Here is a 16,592-nt window from a genome sequence, read left to right on the forward strand (position 1 = left end):
CGCTACGTGACGCCGATGTAGGCGTCGCGGACGTACTCGCTTTCCTTGAACTCCTCGGCGGTCCCGGAGAGTTCGATCTTGCCGTTCTCGATGAGGTAGAGCCGTTCGGCGTGTCGTAGCGCGAACGTCGAGTTCTGTTCGACCAGCAGGATGGTCAGGCCCTCGTCGAGCAGCCGTTCGATGGCGTCGCTGATGTCGTCGATGATGACCGGCGCCAACCCGAGGGTCGGCTCGTCGAGCATCAGCAACTCGGGGCCGCTCATCAGCGCGCGGCCGACGGCGAGCATCTGCTGTTCGCCGCCGGACATCGTCTCGGCTTCCTGCTCGCGGCGCTCGTCGAGACGAGGGAACAGGTCGTAGACCATATCGAGGTCCTCCTGTACCGCCTCGCGGTCGTCGCGGAACTGCGCGCCCATCAGCAGGTTCTGCTCGACGCTGAAGAACGGGAAGAGGTCCCGGTCTTCCGTACAGTAGACGAGCCCCTCCTCGATGAGTTCTCGGCTGGAGACCGACGCGACGTCCATGCCGTCGTAGGTTATCGACCCCTCGTAGTCCAGCAAGCCGGCGACCGAATCCATCATCGTCGTCTTGCCGGCCCCGTTCGGGCCGATGACGCCGACGATTTCGCCGCGGTCGACCGACACGGAAACGTCGTCCAGCGCCTGTGTCTTGCCGTAGAATACGTCGAGGTTCTCGATTTCGAGTAGTGTCTCGCTCATATGTCGCCCTCCGTCGAGAGGTAGGCTTCCTGTACGTCCTCGTTGTTCGCGATCGCTTCGGGCGTGCCCTCCGCGAGCTTGGCGCCGTTGTGAAGGACGACGACGCGGTCGACCAGTTCCATGAGGCTGCTCATGTTGTGGTCGACGACGACCATCGTCATGCCCTCCTCGCGGAGTCGCTCGATCTGCTCGGAGAGCTTCCGGATTTCGGCCTGATTCATGCCGGCGAAGGGCTCGTCGAGCAGCAGCATCGACGGCTCCGTCGCCAGCGCCTTGGCGATTTCGAGCCGTCGCACGTCCGCGTGCGGCAACTCGTCGGGCGTCTCGTGAAGGACGTCGTCGATATCGACGCGTGCCGCGTACTTGGCGATCTCCTCGTCGGGGGCGCCGCCATGCAGCGACGTGATGCTGTTCGGCAGCGTGAACAGCTTGATATTGCCGGCAACCGGGAACGCGTCGATGGGGTTCGACTCCTGTGAGACCCGCGAGAGGCCCTGATTGACGATTTCGTGGGTGCCGAGTTCGGTGATATCCGTTCCGTCGAACCGAACGTGGCCCTCGGTCACGTCGTAGATGCCCATCGTGCAGTTGAACACCGTCGACTTGCCGGAGCCGTTCGGGCCGATGAGGCCGAGTATCTCGCCTTCTTCGACGTCGAAGGAGAGGTCGTCGACCGCGACGAGACCGCCGAACCGCTTGGTCAGTCCGTCGATTTCCAGCATGCTCATCGGTCGTCACCTCCGACGGCACCGAGTCGGTGCCAGATCTTGCGGAACAGCCCGTTCCGGGCGAACACGAGGACGAGCAACACCAGCACCCAGAGGATGACGTACCGAAGGGCCCGCGGGAGGCTGCCCAGTACTTCGTGGTTCAGGAACTCGAACAGGAACGCCCCACCCATCGGTCCGAGGATGGAGCTCATCCCGCCGAGGACGGCCATCGCGATTATCTCGATGCTGTTGTTGACTAACACGAACGTGTTCGGGTCGACGTTCCCGTAGAAGCCGACCAATAGCACGCCCCCAAGCCCCATCGGGATGGAACTGAGGACGAACGACCAGATCTTGAACTTCGTCGGGTTGAGTCCGGCCGCCGACACGGCGGGTTCGTTTTCGCGGATGGCCACGAGAATCATCCCGAGATTCGACCGCGCTAGATAGGTCAACGCCAGCGCGACGAGCAGCATCGGGACGACCATGTAGTAGTACCGCATCACGGGGTCCCACGTGAACACGCTAGGTTCGTTGAACCCGGGGATACCGCCCAGCGCGTCGTAGGCGGTCGTCAGCCGGTAGAACAGCAGGACTGACACGAACGTGATCAGCGAGAAGTACGGCCCCTTGAGTCGCAGCGTCGGCAGCGCGATGAGCAGGCCCAATACGAGCGTCGCCAGCACCGACAGAATCGCCGTCACGACGAACGGCAGTTCGGGACTGACGTAGACGATCAACAGCGCGGTCGTGTATCCGGCGATACCCGACAGCGCCGAGTGACCGAAGCTGATGTAGCCGGTGTAGCCGCTCTGGATGTCCCAACTCATCGCGAGGACGGCCCAGATGCTGGCCAGCGCCAGCGTCCGGAGCATGGTGCCGCTGACCATCGGTGCCCACACGCCAGCGGTGAGCAACCCGACGACCGTCGCTGCCAGCAGGCCGAACTGGATGCCGGTCATCTCGCCGAAGTACGCACCGAGGGCTCGGTTGAAGGCGTCGGCCGCGGGACTCAGCGCGCGGTCGACCGGCGCGAGGAGGCGGTCGAGGGCGCGGTCGAGTGGGTCGACGACGGACGTCCGGAGCGTCTCGGCGAGTCCGTCGGCGGCATCGCCGACTGCGGCAAGAACCGTTCCGAGCACGAGCAGGCTACTCATGGGTGAACTCCCTCCCATAGAGGCCCTGCGGCAGATAGAGGATGAAAAGCAACAGGAGGACTAACGAGAGGATTCCCCTGAACTGGTGGCCGATGAAGGTCACGGTGAACTGTTCGAGGTAGCCGATCAGGTAGGCGGCGACGACCGACCCCTTGACGGAGCCGATGCCGCCGATGACGACGATGATGAACGCCAGCGCCAGCGGATTGAGCCACATCATCGGCGTGGCGCCGTCGGCCGAACCGAGGAAGACGCCGGCGATACCGGCGAGACCGCCGGCGATGAGCCACGTCTTCGCCCGCACGGCATGGAGGTTGACCGCCGTGAGAACGGCGCCGCGTTCGCTCATCGACGCCGCGAGGATGGACCGGCCGTCGTCCGTTTGCGTGATGTAATACCACAGCAGGCCGATGACGACCCACGAGACGACGAAGCCGATCAGTTGGACGTAGCGGATGCGCATGCCGATACCGTACTCGGCGAGGTTCAGCGACCCCGGGACGAGCGACATCCCGAGGTTCGGCGACCCGAAGTAGAAGAGAGCGAGTTCGGTCCCGATGACGGCGACGATGACCGTCGCGAGGAACGTGATGACCACGTTCTCTTCGATCCAGCGGACCAGCACCTCGTAGAGCGCCAGCGACATGAGCGCGACGATGGCTACCGCGACCGGGAACGCGACGAGCGGCGGAAGCGTGAGCCATCCGACGAACGTATCCCGGACGAGCAGGCCGAAGACGTAGGCCCCAGCCATGATGAGCGCCCCGTGAGCGAGGTTCAGTACGCCGCCGACGCCGAAGATCATCGTAAAGCCGATGGCGATCAGCGCGTAGACCGCACTGACCATCGCACCCTGGATGAGGAGTTCTGGGAGTTGACCTAGAACCATCGCTCACCGCATCCACTCCGGCTTGACGTGCTCTGCCGTGCGGTATGCCTCGGGGTAGACACACTCGAGGTCGCCGCCGTCCTGCCACTGGGTGATCGGGAAGTTCAGGACGTCGCCCTCGTCGTCTCGGGTCTCCTTGAGGTCATGGGGGTACTCCGAGTCCGGCCCGTAGAACTGAATCTGTCCGGCGACGCCGGTGTAGTCGACCTCGAGCATCCGGTCGACGAAGCCGTCGAGGTTCGACCGTGGCGCCTCCCCGGTGTCGTTGACGACGTTGCTGGCGATGAAGATGGAGTCGTAGGTGGTAAAGCCCATGTACATCGGCGCCTGAGTCGGCGGCTCCTCGGCGTCGCTGTACCGTTCGCGGTACTCCTCGGTGAAGGGGACGGTCTTCTCGGTGATGTCGGTGACGCCGGCACCCCCCGTCTGGGCGGTCGTCTCGTAGAGGGAGACGCCCTGAGAGGCCTCGTAGTAGCCGGGGAACATCCCCGTGACGTGGATGCCCTCGATGCCGAAGTCGTACTGGCCCTCGTGCCAGGCCGAGAGCATGGGGCTGCCGTCGATGTGGGCGAAGAACCGGAGGATGTAGTCGGCGTCCGTTTCGGCGACCTCGTCCATGACGGACCCGAGGTCGGGGTTGTTGATGGACAGCGCGGAGTCGTAGACGATGTCGATTCCGCGCTCGTCGAGCAGTCCCGGTATCAGTTCCTCGAACGACTTCGTCCACGCGGCGTTGTCACGGAGGAACGCCACTTTGTCCCAGTCCTGCCGGTTCAACAGGTACTCACAGTGGCCCGCCACGGCTTCGGCCTGCAGCGCCGAGTTAACCGGACCGGTGCGGAAGATGTTCCTGTAGGCCTCGTAGTCCTCCCCGACATTGTCGCGGGTCACCTGCACCGATGCCGACCCGGTGACGATGAACGGGACGTCCATCTGAGAGGTCAAATCGACAAGCGAGAGCGCGACCTCGGACGCGAAGGCACCGACGAGAACGTCGACGTCCTCCTGCTGGATAAGTTCCTCCGCGACCGACTGGGCCTCCGACGGCGTCGCTTGGGTGTCGCCCTCGATGATTTCGACATCGCCGCCGTTGACGCCACCGTTCTCGTTTATTTTTTCGGCAGCCATCTCGGCGGAGCGAAGCGACCCAACGCCCAGCGGAATCGCCATCGGACCCAGGTGGCCGACCGTGAGGCCGTTCGAGCCACCGCCGCCGCCGTTCCCGTCACCGAGGCAGCCGGCCAGCGCCGTCCCGGCCGCACCGGCGCCGGTCGCCTTCAGGAAGGTCCGGCGGTCGACGCCGTGGTATCCAGTTTCGTCCGCTGTCCGACTGCTTTTGCCATTGTTAACCATTGGTCCGGTACCTTCTTACAGAAGATACCCCTTAAATCTGCGGTACGGTTTGTAAGGGTTAGACAGCCGAAAGGAAGTCGGCTGGCAATACTTACCGCACGCGCGGCGGCTATCGCGCCGTCCATCCGCCGTCGACCGCGAAGACGGACCCGGTCGCGTAGGCGGCGAGGTCGCTGGCCAAGAATACGGCCGGTCCCGCGATTTCCGCCGGTTCAGCGAAGCGGTCCAGCGGCGTTCGGTCCCGAATCGACTGCCGGAGCCCCTCGTTTTCCTGCAGGTCCTCGGTGAGGTCGGTCGCCACGTAGCCCGGCGCGAGGCAGTTGACCCGCACGTCGGGCGCCCAATCCAGCGCGAGACTCTTCGTCAGGCCGACGAGGCCGTGTTTCGAGGCGACGTAGGGGTGCTGACGCGGCAGGCCCACCAGCCCACCGACCGACGCGACGTTGACGAGCACGCCGCCGGATTCCCGCAGCGGCGTCTCGGCCGCCCGCGCACAGGCGAAGGCGCCGCCCAGATTGACGTCCATCACCTGCTCGTAGCCCTCGTCGGAGACCGCCTCGGGCGTCCCGAGCGCCGAATCCGGGTTGATGCCGGCGTTGTTCACGACCACGTCGATACCGAGGTCGTCGTCGATGCGCTCGAAGACCGCCTCGACGGCGTCGGTGTCAGCCACGTCGAGGGTTTCGACGCGGCTCTCGACGCCGCGGTCGCGGACGTCCTCGACGACGGCTTCGACGGCCGATTCCGTCCGGGACAGCGGGACGACGTTCGCGCCCGCGTCCGCAAAGCCCAGCGAGATTGCCCGCCCGATGCCACGCGAGCCGCCGGTTACGACGGCCGTCTTGCCGGAGAGGTCGATGTCCATATCGGACTCCCGTCGGCATCCGTCAAAAACCCTCGGCGGCTCACACCGGCCGAGCGTCTCGGCGGTTCGTAACGCTCATACGGCCGCTGGGTCTACGTACCCGTAATGGACCTGCGCGTCATCGAGAACCTGGAGACCGAACTGTCCATCGAGATTCAGGACGAAGACCACACCTTCATGAACGTCCTCAAGGACGCCCTGCTGGAGGTCGACGGCGTTGCCGCGGCGACCTACGACATGAACCCCGAGCAGTCCGGTGGCCAGACCGACCCCATCGTCACCATCAAGACCGACGGCAGCATCGAACCCCTCGACGCCCTCGAAGCGGCCGCCGACGGCGTCAAGTCGAAGACCGACGCCTTCCGCGACGCCTTCGAAGCCGCCGCCTGAATTTTCTGAAAGGTTGTCGGCTTACTGCCGGACAGCTGTTGGTTTCTTAGAAAACGAACGTGCGAACCGCGAGAAGGAGCAACCGTTATCTCTTGCTCAGTAGCCTCCAGAGGACTACGAACGGTGCGAGTACTATCGCCCAGCCGATGACGCTGATGCCAAATGGCATATCTTACCTCGGACCGGGAGGGATAAACCCACAATGGGATGTTTCAACATATGTCGAGATATAAGTTGAAACAGATGTCGAAACATCGGTTACCTGTGCTGACCACAGTCGGATTATGACCTGTCATCCACTGAGGATTTCAACAGAGCCAAAAGAACCTATATTTAAATCCGAACCGGAACGTCGCGCTCGTCAAGGTATTCCTTGACCTCCTCGATGGTGTATTCGCCGAAGTGGAAGATAGAGGCCGCAAGCGCCGCGTCGGCATCGGCTTCCTCGAAGACCTCGTAGACGTCCTCCGGCCCCCCACAACCGGAGGAGGCGATGACCGGCGTCGAGACGTTGTCGCAGACGGCCTTTATAAGTGGGATGTCGTAGCCCTCCTTGGTGCCGTCGCGGTCGATGGAGTTGACGAAGAGTTCGCCGGCGCCGCGTTCCTCGGCGTCGCGGGCCCACTCGATGACGTCCATGCCGGTGCCCTCGCGGCCGCCCTTCTTCGTGCACTCGAACCAGACGTCCTCGCCGTCGGCCTCGAAGTAGTGTTCGCCCTCGTCGTCGTAGCGGCGGCGGGCGTCGACGCTGATGACGATACACTGGCTGCCGAAGGCCTCAGCGCCCTCGGTGATGAGTTCGGGGCGTTCGAGCGCGCCGGTCGTGATGGAGACCTTGTCGGCGCCGGCGCGGAGCGTCTCCTTGATATCGGCTTTCGTGCGGATGCCGCCGCCGACGGTCAGCGGGATGAACACCTCGTCCGCGACCGACGAGACGGTATCGAGCATCGTCTCCCGGCCCTCGGCGGAGGCGGTGATGTCGAGGAAGACGAACTCGTCGGCGCCCGACTCGTTGTACTTCTCGGCGAGTTCGACGGGGTCGCCGGTGTATTCGAGGTTCTCGAAGTTGACCCCCGTGTAGACCGCGGCCTCGCCCTCCTCGTCGACGTCGACGTCGATGCAGGGGATGATGCGCTTCGTGAGCGTCATTTAGTCGTCTCGTGGTACGCCACCTCACCGTTTGACCGTTTCGGAGTCGACAACGCCCCGCCGGAACGCCGCGCCGTGGAAAGGCACAAACGGGCCGGCAACCAACCGACGCCCGATGACCACCGTTCGCAACATCGCACAGGGCGTTCGCTCCTTTACGAGCAACGCCTTCCTCGTCGACGGAGACCGGACCGTCCTCGTCGACGCGGGCAACGATTTCGACGCCGTCGACCGCATCGAGTCGGCCGAGACCGGCCTCGACGCACTCGTGTTGACCCACACCCACCCGGACCACGTCGGCAACGTCGCCAGCGTCGTCGACGCCTTCGACGTCGAGGTGTGGGGCTTCGATTCCGACCACGAACTCGTCGACCACGCCATCGTCGACGGCGAGACGGTCGCTATCGGAGACGGCGACTACCGGGCGCTCCACACGCCGGGCCATAAGAACGACCACCTCTGCTTCTATTCGGCCGACGACGGCCTGCTCTTTGCGGGCGACCTCGTCTTCGCCAACGGCGGCTTCGGCCGGACGGACCTCCCGGAGGGCGACCGCCCGACGCTCGTCGAGAGCATCGACTACCTGCTCGAATCGGTCGACGACGCCCTTTCGGCGATGTACGTCGGTCACGGTCCGGCCGTCGAGACGAACCCGACCCACCACATCGAACTCGCCGGACAGACCGCCCGGATGGGCCAGTAACTTAGACCGCCGCAAGAAGCGCGTCGTAGGCCTCTGAATAGGCGTCGGCGACGACCGGCACATCGGTCCGCTCTTTGCTCGATAGCGCCGGCAGCGTCACCGACGCCACCGGGTCGAGCAACTCGATGACGTGGTCGACTCGCTCTTCGAGGCGACCCTCGTGGGCGCTTCCGCTGGCGACCTCGCAGGCTTTCGCGTAGCGGTCGCCGGAATAGATTCGACAGCGCCGCGGTTCGACCACCGCGACGGCATCGGGCTCGAAACCAGCCAACGGACGGGCGATATCGGAGTAGGACTCGACGATGGCGTCCTCCCGAGCGTCGATTTCCTCGCCGAGTGCCGCCAGCGCTGGCTTGTGTATCTCGGCCATCAAATCGTTCAGCGCCGGCAACGAGTCGACGGTCGGTGCCGAATCCAGCGGGAACGCCCGTTCGGCGGCCGGCGGCACCGTGACGGTGCCGTTGACGACGTACTCGTCGCGCGGCGTGCTCGCCCCACCGTTGTCCATTGTATCATCGCCAAGGCGTGTCACGCGGTCGACGACGAAGGCCCGGCCTTCGCGTCCGAGCAGTCCTTTCCCCTTGCCGGGAGTCGGCAGCCACAGCCGGTGTATCGGGTTGATGGCCTCCGGCCGAACGTCGCCCGGCGCGGCCGCGGCGAGCCGTTTGGCGTCCTTGCCGTAGAGGCGGCCGCGGTCGACCGCATCGCGGTAGTCGTCCTGGTCGTACCAGTAGTCGTTTCCGGCGCGTGGCTTGTAGCCGCGAACGCCAGTCCGTTCGATGAGGCCGGTCGTGAAGGTCGTCTTGCCGGCGTCGACCTCGCTCGCGCCTGCGACCAGCAGTTGCATCGCTATTCGAGACCGTAGTAGCCCGGTTCGTTCTCGTCGTCCGGTTCGGCGAAGACGAACGCCTCGCTGTGGTCGAGCATCCACGGAATCGCCCAGTCCAGCAGGATGTTCTCGGTTTCGACGTCGAGTTCCCGGTCGGGGTCGACGCCCTGCAGGAGGCGGGCGATCTCGTAGACGGTGTACATCTGCTCGTCGTCGAGGACCTCGTCGGGTTCGCGGAACTCGAAGTCCCGGAGGTCGTCGAACTCCTCGCGCGGTCGTGGCATGGCTGCCGATAGGCGGCCACGCCTTTTAGGCGTTGATTACCGACGCGCCCATCGGAGCGGATATCGGCGAAAAAGCAGCGCCGCGCTACTCCTCGGCTTCGGTGCCGCCGCCGTCCTCGTAGTCGACGGTGATGCCGTCGGGCACCGGCTGGAGGACGTAGCTGCCGGTTTCGCCGCGCTTGACCGGCGTGAAGTCGGCCGTAAAGGTCGTCCGGGTGTCCTCGCGGACCTCGAAGGGCTCGTTGAACGTCAGCGGCGCCTCGCCCGGCACCTCGACGGTCGCCTCGCTGCCGTCGTTCAGCGTCGCGTCGACGCCGTCGGTATCCAGTTGCAGGAACTCGTAGGAGCCCGCTTCGAGGTCTCGCTCGTCGACCAGTTGGGTCTCGCCGTCCTGCAACTGGACGAGGTCGGCCTCCTGTGGCTCGTCGTACTCGTAGTACTCCCGGTCGGACGGCGTTCCGCCGTCTTCGGTGCCGGAGTCAGCACCCTCCGGGCCGAGCCACATGCCGACGACGGTGACGATGCACTCCTCGAAGTCGGCGATGTCACCGGGCTGGTCGGTGACCCGCGTGGCCAGCGTCCCGGTCGACCCACCGAGACAGCCCGCGAGACCGACCATACTCGCCGTCGCTGCGCCCGTCGTCATCAGATACGTACGTCTGTCGAGTTTCATTGTGATATCACAAAAATCCGTTAGTAGTCGAATACTATCTGCCAGCTGTTAGTTACGCGTCCGTGGCGGTCGTCTCGTCGCCGTCATCCGAATCCTCGCTGTCGGCGTCGTCCTCGGAGCCAGCGTCGTCGCCGTCAGCGTTCTCATCGGCGGTTTCGTTGCCGTCAGCGGCCTCGTCGTCGGCCGCCTCGCCGTCCGAGAGGAGGTCGTTCAGCGACTGGCCGAGGTTGTCGACCTCACCGCTCAGGAACGAATCGATGGTGTCGTGAATCTCGCTCACGTGGTCCGGGACCTGCTCAGGGAGGCCGTCGCTCGGGCCGACACCGTCGGCGTTGCCCTTCCGGTCCTCGCTCGCGTTGGCGGCGTCGTCAGCAGCCCCGGCAGCGTCCGACATGTTATCGTCGGGCGCGTCCGTGGCGTTGTCGTTTGCCGCTGCGTTGGGGCTGGCGGCACCGAGCGCCGCCGCGCCACCGATCAGCAGCATCGTTGCGACCGCGACCGTCATCAGTTGTTTCGCTCTCATTGCAATCACCTCTCGGAGCGAGAGCCACTTAACGGGGGGAGACCCCGAAGCCGGATTTAACCGGTTTGGACGCTTCTAAAGCCGAATTAAGCCGAATTAAATCGGCTGAAACCGCGTTTCGAGCGGCCGAAACACCGGTTCGGATTCGGTATATAACCCTGTTGGCCGACGAGCAGTTACCACCGAGAATCCCGCTTCCGATGCGCGACCGAGACGACCGTCCCGAACCCATCCGCGACGCCTCGGAGACCCGTTTGCCGGGCGGTAATCGACGCTTGACACCCCCGCCACACGATAAACCGAGTTGATTCGCCGAAATCCGTCCACAGTATCTCGACCGTATATATCGCGTGAGACCCAATGACGTGTACGATGAAACGAACACTCCCGCTACTGTTGGCGGCGTTACTCGTCGGGAGCGTGTTCGTGGCGGTGCCCCTCGACGCCACCGCCCAGCGCAACGGGACCGAGACGCTGCCCGGCGAACGGTTCGCGGGCGTCGTCGGCACACAGGAGGCCGAACTCGACGGTGAACTGGAGACACGCGCGTTCGGTATCGCGGTCGCGAACGCCGATTCGGATACGGAACGCGCCGAACTCGTCGCCGACCGACTCGACCGAAACGACGACCGACTCGCCGAAATCGAGGCGCGTCAGCAAACCCTCCGCGAACAGCGCGATGCCGGCAACATCAGTGAGGGAACCTACCGCGCGAAGGTCGCGATAGCGGTCGCGGAGACGAGCGCCGCGAACCGAACGACGAACGCGGCCGCGGGAGTGGCCGCTGGACTGCCCGAAAGCGTCCGCTCTGACCACCGTATCGACGATGAACGACTCCGCGGCCTCCGGGCCGACGCCGCCGAACTGACCGGCCCCGACGTCGCCGACATCGCTCGGGACATCGCCGGCCCGAACGTGGGCGCGCCGGTCGACCCCAACGACCGGTCCGGGGGAGAGCGGGACGCTTCCCCGAACGGGACCGAGAGCCGGACGAACGGAACGGAGGACCGTTCCACCGACCGAGACGGTCGATAGCCGGGGGATAGTCGCCCGCGATTCGAGCCGATAGCGGCGGGCCGTCACCACCGACCATCGGTTGCATCGGCAACAACGCCTTTATAACCGCGCTCCCTCCTCACGCCCGTGAACCGGGGATCCGTCGCCGCATTGGTCGCGTTCGTCGTACTCGTCGCCACCGTCGCTGGAACGGGGGTTACGGCCGGGTCGACCGTCGAGTCGTCCTCGGCGCCGGCGCTACAGGAGGACATCAACCCCGACGACGTCCTGATGGAGGTCGCCGTCGAGGAGGACGGCGATGCGGCGTGGCGCATCGAGTACCGGATGGAACTCGACACCGCCGAGGACGAACAGGCCTTCGAGGACCTCCAGAGCGATATCGAGTCCGACCCCGACCCCTACGTCGACCGGTTCCACAACCGGATGAACGCGACCGCCGACAGCGCCGCCAACGCGACCGGCCGCGAGATGGCGGTCACGGACGTCTTCGTCTCCGCCACTCGCGAGGAGTTGCCGCAGGAACGCGGCGTCGTCACCTTCACGTTCCGGTGGTCGAACTTCGCGGCCACCGACGGCGACCGACTGGTCGTCGGTGACGCCATCGACGGGCTCTTTCTGGACGAGAACAGTTCGCTGCTGATTTCGTGGCCCGACGAGTACGCCCTCGTCGACGCATCTCCCTCGGCGACCGACACGAGGGACGGCGCCGTCAGTTACGACGGCCCGACGAACTTCGCGTCCGGCGAACCGCGAATCGAACTCGCGCCCGAAGGCGCCGTTGGGGGCGCCGACGGACTGCCGGTCGTCCCGCTCGTGGTGGCCGCGGTCGTGGTCCTCGGCCTCCTCGCTATCGGTGTCGTGCTGGTCGCCCGGCGGCGGGAGGGAGCGGCGGACGACGAGAGCGGCGCCGACGGCCCACCGGACGGCGGTGCGGGTCCGGACGCCGCAACCGAGGCGGACGCTGCCGACGCCGAGGCGGGAGCCGCCGCCCCTATCGATTCGGACCTCCTGAGCAACGAGGAGCAGGTGCTCCAACTCATCGAGCAACGCGGCGGCCGCATGAAACAGCAGGCCGTCGCCGAGGAGTTGGGCTGGACCGACGCCAAGACCAGTCAGGTCACCAAGGGCCTTCGCGAGGAGGGCGACCTCGAAGGCTTCCGACTCGGCCGGGAGAACGTGCTGGCGCTGCCCGACGAGGACAGCACGGAAGACGCCGACGGCGAGCAGTAGCGAGGGCGGTCGCCCCAACACGTATACTCCTCGCGGGCCGTTCCGAAGGTATGGCACCCGGCTCCGCCTCGGCGGCACACGACCTCAGCGACTCGGTCGATTATATCCCCTTCGGAATCCGCGGACTGGACGGCGACGTTCGCGGCATCCCGACGGGCAGTTGCGTCCTGTTGGCCGGCGCACCCGACGCCGGTGGCGACGCGTTCACGTATACGATTCTCGCACGCCTGATGGCCGCGAAACACCGCCCCGAGACGGTCCGCAGCGAACTCGCCAGTCGGGCCGAAGACGTCCCCGAATCGGTGACCTACCTGACCCTGAGTAACGACCGCGAACACGTCTACAGCGAACTGGACGCCGTCCTCGACGACGAGAGCTTCGACGTGCTGGCCGACCACATGACCGTCGCCGACTACTCACAGCGGTTCATGGACCTGCTCCCGGTCCCGTCGGCGCTGTTCGAGGCGCGCCGAAAGCCGCCGGACGAACCCGGGGGAGCGTCCTCGCTCGAAGCCGCCGAAGGGGAGGACGAACCGTCCGACCCCGACCCCGACGTGGAGACGTTCGGCGACCTGCTGGAGGACATCGGCGACCGCCTCGCCGAGGCGAGCGACGACCTCATCGTCGTCGATTCGCTGTCTGACCTCGAACGCGCGACGGAGTTCGGCCTGCCCCGGAACCACGAACTCGCCTTCCTTATCGGGCTTCGCGAGGCGGTCGTCAACTGGGGCACCGTCGCCTTCGTCAAGTACGACAGCCGGGCCGCCGAGGTCCGACAGAACGACACCATCCACGGCCTCCTGCACGGCCACGTCTACTTCTACTCGAACGACGAGGGCTATACGACCTACCGGACGGTCCGTGTCGGCTCTTTCGGCGGCGCCCTCGACACGAAACGGCAGACGGTATTCGACTCCATCATCGACGAGGACGGCTTCCGGGCGAAGGCGACGAAGAAAATCAGCCGCAAGCACTGGTAAGACTGTCGCGACCTGCGGCTATCCGGCGTGGCGCACGAAAGAAAATCGATGGTGTGACTACGGTACCTTACTGCTGGGTCGCCTTCTCGTACTGCTCTGCGACGTTGTCCCAGTCGACGACGTCGAAGAAGTTGTCGATGAAGGAACCGCGGTCCGGACCGTAGTCGTAGTAGTAGGAGTGCTCCCAGACGTCGAGCGCCAGGATGGGGTGGCTGCCCCACAGCGCGCCCTGGTCGTGCTTGTCGACGACGAGGTTGCGCAGTTGGTCGGCGACGGGGTCGTAGACCAGCAGCGCCCAGCCACCGGCGGCGCCCGCGGCGGCCTTGAACTCGCCCTTCCAGCCCTCGTAGGAGCCGAAGTCCTCCTCGATGCGGTCGGCGAGGTCACCGGAGGGTTCGCCACCGCCGTTCGGGGCCATGTTCTCCCAGAACAGCGTGTGGAGATAGTGACCGCTACCGTTGTGGGTCACGTTGCGGATGGCCGAAGCGGAGCCACCGAAGTCGCCCTCGGCGCGGTTCTCCGCGAGGGTCTCCTCGGCGCTTTCGAGGCCGTTGACGTAGCCCTGATGGTGGGTGTCGTGATGCCACGTCAGAACCTGCTCGGAGATGGACGGTTCGAGGGCGTCGTAGTCGTACGGGAGCGGCGGTAGTTCGGGGTTGGAATGTTCAGGCATTTATATCGTCCTCCATCTCTAGTACTCTCCGGGAATACTGTTAAAACTTTGTTGTGAGAAGATAGCACACGCCGTGGAGATATCGCCGGATGGCGAAGGGATACCTCGGAAGGGCGGGCCGCCGTCATGACTCACTCCGTCGGGTCCTCGCCACGTGCCCGCTTGAACATCGCCAGCGCCTCCTCGCGGCGCTCGCCGTGGTCGACGACGGGGGCGGGATACTCGGGCGCCGCGTCGTCGCGTTCCGCCGCGGACAGTTCGTGCCACGAGTGAATCGTCTCGGGGTCAGCCTCGCGGAGTTCGGGAACGTACTCCGTTATATAGGCCGCCTCGGGGTCGTAGCGTTCGCCTTGCGTCATCGGGTTGAAGATGCGGAAATACGGCTGGGCGTCGGTACCCGTCGAGGCCGCCCACTGCCAGCCGCCGTTGTCGTTGGCCGTGTCGTGGTCGACCAGACGCTCCCGGAAGTGGTCGTACCCCTCGCGCCAGTCGACCAGCAGGTCCTTCGTCAGGAAGGAGGCGACGATCATCCGCACTCGGTTGTGCATGTACGCCTCCTCGCGGAGTTGCCGCATCCCCGCGTCGACGATGGGATAGCCCGTCTCCCCCGCTTTCCACGCCGCCAGCAGGTCCTCGTCGTTTTCCCATTCGATTTCGTGGTCGTACTCCTTGTAATTCTCCGTGACCACGCCCGGGTTGAAATGGAGGACGTGGGTGTAGAATTCCCGCCACGCCAACTGCGAGCGGAACTCCGCGACGGATTCGGCATCGTCGTCGTCCGCTCCAGCCAGCACGTCTCGAACCGCGGCGTCGACCTCCCGGATGCCGATGGTGCCGAACTTCAGGTGCGGTGAGAGCCGCGAGGTGGCTTCCTCGGCGGGGTAATCGCGGGCGTCTTCGTACCGGAAGACATCGGTCGCGAGGAACGCATCGAGCAACGCTCGGGCCGCCTCGGTGCTTGCCTCGGGGATGGATGCCTCCGGTTCCTCGAAGCCGAGGTCCGAGAGCGTCGGCATCGGTTCGTCGTCGGAGGCCTCGGCCAGCGCGGGCACCGCGTAGGGGTCGTCCTTCTCGCGGTCGCGCCACTTCTTCCAGAAGTAGGTGTAGACCGAATACGGCTCGCCCTCGTTGGTCGTGATAGAGCCCGGTTCGTGGCAGATGGCGTCGTGGAACTGCTGGGGAGGGACGTCCCATTCTCTCAGTTCCTCGGCGACCAGTTCGTCCCGGCGCTGGGCCAGCCCCGAGTAATCCCGATTCCACGAGACCGCCTCGGCGTCGTGTTCGTCCGCGAGGTCCAACAGCACGTCCGCCGGGTCGCCGTGCCGGATAAAGAGGTCCGAGCCCCGTTCGCGATAGGCGGCCCGCAGGGCGTCGAGCGCGTCCAGCATGAACGCCACGCGCGGCACTCCCGCGTGTTCGAGGACGGTCCCGTCGAAGACGAAGACTCCGGCGGCCGGCTCGGAGGGGTCGGCGAGGCCGCGGTTGTCCGTCACGCGAAGGTCCCGCCGGTGCCAGTGCAGGCGCATAGGCGTTCGAATCGCAGGTGCGGCGTGTAAAGCCCCGGGTCGGGGCGTCCCTCTGCTGGTTCGTGGCTGGGAAGGTCGCGACTCGGATAAAGAAGGCATCCGAGGCCGACGCAAAAAGCGGGCCCACACGATGTTATAAGTATCAACCACCAGACGACGGACTCGTATGACGGTTCGAAGCACGATACGGGGGATGGCGGAGCGAGCGAATCCGGCGTTTGCCGCGGGGGCGGTCGGAATCCCGCTCGTGGCGTTCGCCGTGGCGTCGACGGTCGGAACGATTCAGACGCATATCTACGTCCACGTGATGGCGGGGGTGTTGTGGACGGGCATCGACCTGTTCATGGCGATGGTGATGGGGCCCGTGTTGGGGTCGCTGGGGCTGTCGGCGCGTGCGGACTGGTTCGAGAAGTTCACGCCGAAGATGGCGTTTCTGATGCCGACGCTGGCCGGCGTGACGATATTCGCCGGCATCACGCTCGCGGTCCGCATCGGCGTCTTCCCGAACGCCGGGCCGTGGATCGGCCTGTTCACGCTGGTCACCTTCGGCCTCGCGACGCTGGTGTTGGGAAAGGTCTTCGACGCCTTCGGCGACCGGCGCTGGCAGGCGTTCTTCGCACTCGTCGTTCTCGGCAACGGCGTGTACTTCGCCACCGAACTCGCGGCGGCGGGGATGACGATGCCCGACACGTCGACGCTCATCCTGCTCATCCTCGCGGTGATGTTCGTCCTGACCGTGCAGGGGTTCGGCTTCCTGCTCCCGAACGAGGTGCTGGTCTATCGGGAACTGCTCTCGTCGAATCCCGACAAGGAGCGCATCAGCCGTCTCGGGATGCGAAACGCGAAACTCAGCGGCGTGCAGGGCTTCTTCCAGTTGGCCATCATCGCGCTGATGGTCTACCTGCGCTGGAGCACGGCGTAA

General features: G+C 65.3%; 19 protein-coding genes. 6 read left to right on the forward strand and 13 right to left on the reverse strand.

Features of this window, described 5'->3' with window-relative positions; genetic code table 11:
- Positions 1-2: 2 nt before the first annotated feature.
- The 6 genes from U5914_RS14010 to U5914_RS14035 form a co-directional block, all read right to left on the reverse strand.
- A complete protein-coding gene (locus U5914_RS14010; protein ID WP_336136371.1) occupies positions 3-719 on the reverse strand; it encodes an ABC transporter ATP-binding protein in 717 nt (238 codons plus the stop codon).
- Positions 716-1,447, reverse strand: coding sequence for an ABC transporter ATP-binding protein (locus U5914_RS14015; RefSeq protein WP_336136372.1), 732 nt, complete (start codon positions 1,445-1,447; stop codon positions 716-718). Before U5914_RS14015 ends, U5914_RS14010 begins: the two co-directional genes overlap by 4 nt.
- On the reverse strand, positions 1,444-2,586 hold the full coding sequence (locus U5914_RS14020) for a branched-chain amino acid ABC transporter permease (protein ID WP_336136373.1): 1,143 nt from the start codon (positions 2,584-2,586) through the stop codon (positions 1,444-1,446). Before U5914_RS14020 ends, U5914_RS14015 begins: the two co-directional genes overlap by 4 nt.
- Positions 2,579-3,475 (reverse strand): branched-chain amino acid ABC transporter permease, encoded by an 897-nt coding sequence (locus tag U5914_RS14025; protein WP_336136374.1) that lies wholly within the window; start codon positions 3,473-3,475, stop codon positions 2,579-2,581. The genes U5914_RS14020 and U5914_RS14025 overlap by 8 nt, the downstream gene beginning before the upstream one ends.
- Positions 3,476-3,478: 3 nt before the next feature.
- Positions 3,479-4,828: an ABC transporter substrate-binding protein gene (locus tag U5914_RS14030; protein ID WP_336136375.1), complete on the reverse strand. Its 1,350-nt coding sequence runs from the start codon at positions 4,826-4,828 to the stop codon at positions 3,479-3,481.
- Between the two features lie 109 nt (positions 4,829-4,937).
- Positions 4,938-5,693 (reverse strand): SDR family NAD(P)-dependent oxidoreductase, encoded by a 756-nt coding sequence (locus tag U5914_RS14035; protein WP_336136376.1) that lies wholly within the window; start codon positions 5,691-5,693, stop codon positions 4,938-4,940.
- Between the two features lie 105 nt (positions 5,694-5,798).
- On the opposite strand from U5914_RS14035, the gene U5914_RS14040 reads away from it, so the two are divergent.
- A complete protein-coding gene (locus U5914_RS14040; RefSeq protein WP_336136377.1) occupies positions 5,799-6,083 on the forward strand; it encodes a DNA-directed RNA polymerase subunit L in 285 nt (94 codons plus the stop codon).
- Positions 6,084-6,416: 333 nt separating this feature from the next.
- Here the strand turns inward: U5914_RS14040 and hisF are convergent, their stop codons facing one another.
- Positions 6,417-7,232 carry an imidazole glycerol phosphate synthase subunit HisF gene (gene hisF, locus U5914_RS14045; RefSeq protein ID WP_336136378.1) on the reverse strand — a complete coding sequence of 272 codons (816 nt, stop codon included), beginning with the start codon at positions 7,230-7,232 and terminating at the stop codon, positions 6,417-6,419.
- 115 nt (positions 7,233-7,347) lie between these two features.
- Here hisF and U5914_RS14050 point away from each other — a divergent pair, with 115 nt between their 5' ends.
- Positions 7,348-7,935, forward strand: a complete 588-nt coding sequence (locus U5914_RS14050) for an MBL fold metallo-hydrolase (protein WP_336136379.1) — start codon at positions 7,348-7,350, stop codon at positions 7,933-7,935.
- A gap of 1 nt (position 7,936) precedes the next feature.
- Here the strand turns inward: U5914_RS14050 and U5914_RS14055 are convergent, their stop codons facing one another.
- The 4 genes from U5914_RS14055 to U5914_RS14070 form a co-directional block, all read right to left on the reverse strand.
- On the reverse strand, positions 7,937-8,782 hold the full coding sequence (locus tag U5914_RS14055) for an ATPase (protein WP_336136380.1): 846 nt from the start codon (positions 8,780-8,782) through the stop codon (positions 7,937-7,939).
- 2 nt (positions 8,783-8,784) lie between these two features.
- Entirely contained in the window at positions 8,785-9,048 is a 264-nt protein-coding gene (locus U5914_RS14060) for a DUF5827 family protein (protein WP_336136381.1), read from the reverse strand.
- An 85-nt stretch (positions 9,049-9,133) separates the two neighbouring features.
- On the reverse strand, positions 9,134-9,721 hold the full coding sequence (locus U5914_RS14065) for a DUF4382 domain-containing protein (protein WP_336136382.1): 588 nt from the start codon (positions 9,719-9,721) through the stop codon (positions 9,134-9,136).
- Positions 9,722-9,773: 52 nt separating this feature from the next.
- Entirely contained in the window at positions 9,774-10,244 is a 471-nt protein-coding gene (locus U5914_RS14070; protein WP_336136383.1) for a hypothetical protein, read from the reverse strand.
- A 372-nt stretch (positions 10,245-10,616) separates the two neighbouring features.
- Here U5914_RS14070 and U5914_RS14075 point away from each other — a divergent pair, with 372 nt between their 5' ends.
- The 3 genes from U5914_RS14075 (at position 10,617) to U5914_RS14085 (ending at position 13,471) form a co-directional block, all read left to right on the forward strand.
- Positions 10,617-11,279 (forward strand): DUF7096 domain-containing protein, encoded by a 663-nt coding sequence (locus U5914_RS14075; RefSeq protein ID WP_336136384.1) that lies wholly within the window; start codon positions 10,617-10,619, stop codon positions 11,277-11,279.
- Between the two features lie 108 nt (positions 11,280-11,387).
- Positions 11,388-12,491 carry a helix-turn-helix transcriptional regulator gene (locus U5914_RS14080; RefSeq protein ID WP_336136385.1) on the forward strand — a complete coding sequence of 368 codons (1,104 nt, stop codon included), beginning with the start codon at positions 11,388-11,390 and terminating at the stop codon, positions 12,489-12,491.
- Positions 12,492-12,541: 50 nt separating this feature from the next.
- A complete protein-coding gene (locus U5914_RS14085) occupies positions 12,542-13,471 on the forward strand; it encodes an RAD55 family ATPase (protein WP_336136386.1) in 930 nt (309 codons plus the stop codon).
- Between the two features lie 67 nt (positions 13,472-13,538).
- Here the strand turns inward: U5914_RS14085 and sod are convergent, their stop codons facing one another.
- Positions 13,539-14,144, reverse strand: coding sequence for a superoxide dismutase (gene sod / locus U5914_RS14090; protein WP_336136387.1), 606 nt, complete (start codon positions 14,142-14,144; stop codon positions 13,539-13,541).
- A 131-nt stretch (positions 14,145-14,275) separates the two neighbouring features.
- Positions 14,276-15,670, reverse strand: a complete 1,395-nt coding sequence (locus tag U5914_RS14095; RefSeq protein ID WP_336136388.1) for a cryptochrome/photolyase family protein — start codon at positions 15,668-15,670, stop codon at positions 14,276-14,278.
- 193 nt (positions 15,671-15,863) lie between these two features.
- Here U5914_RS14095 and U5914_RS14100 point away from each other — a divergent pair, with 193 nt between their 5' ends.
- Positions 15,864-16,592 (forward strand): hypothetical protein, encoded by a 729-nt coding sequence (locus U5914_RS14100; RefSeq protein ID WP_418766773.1) that lies wholly within the window; start codon positions 15,864-15,866, stop codon positions 16,590-16,592.

It is taken from the genome of Natronomonas amylolytica, assembly GCF_037031205.1.
Lineage (GTDB): Archaea > Halobacteriota > Halobacteria > Halobacteriales > Haloarculaceae > Natronomonas > Natronomonas amylolytica.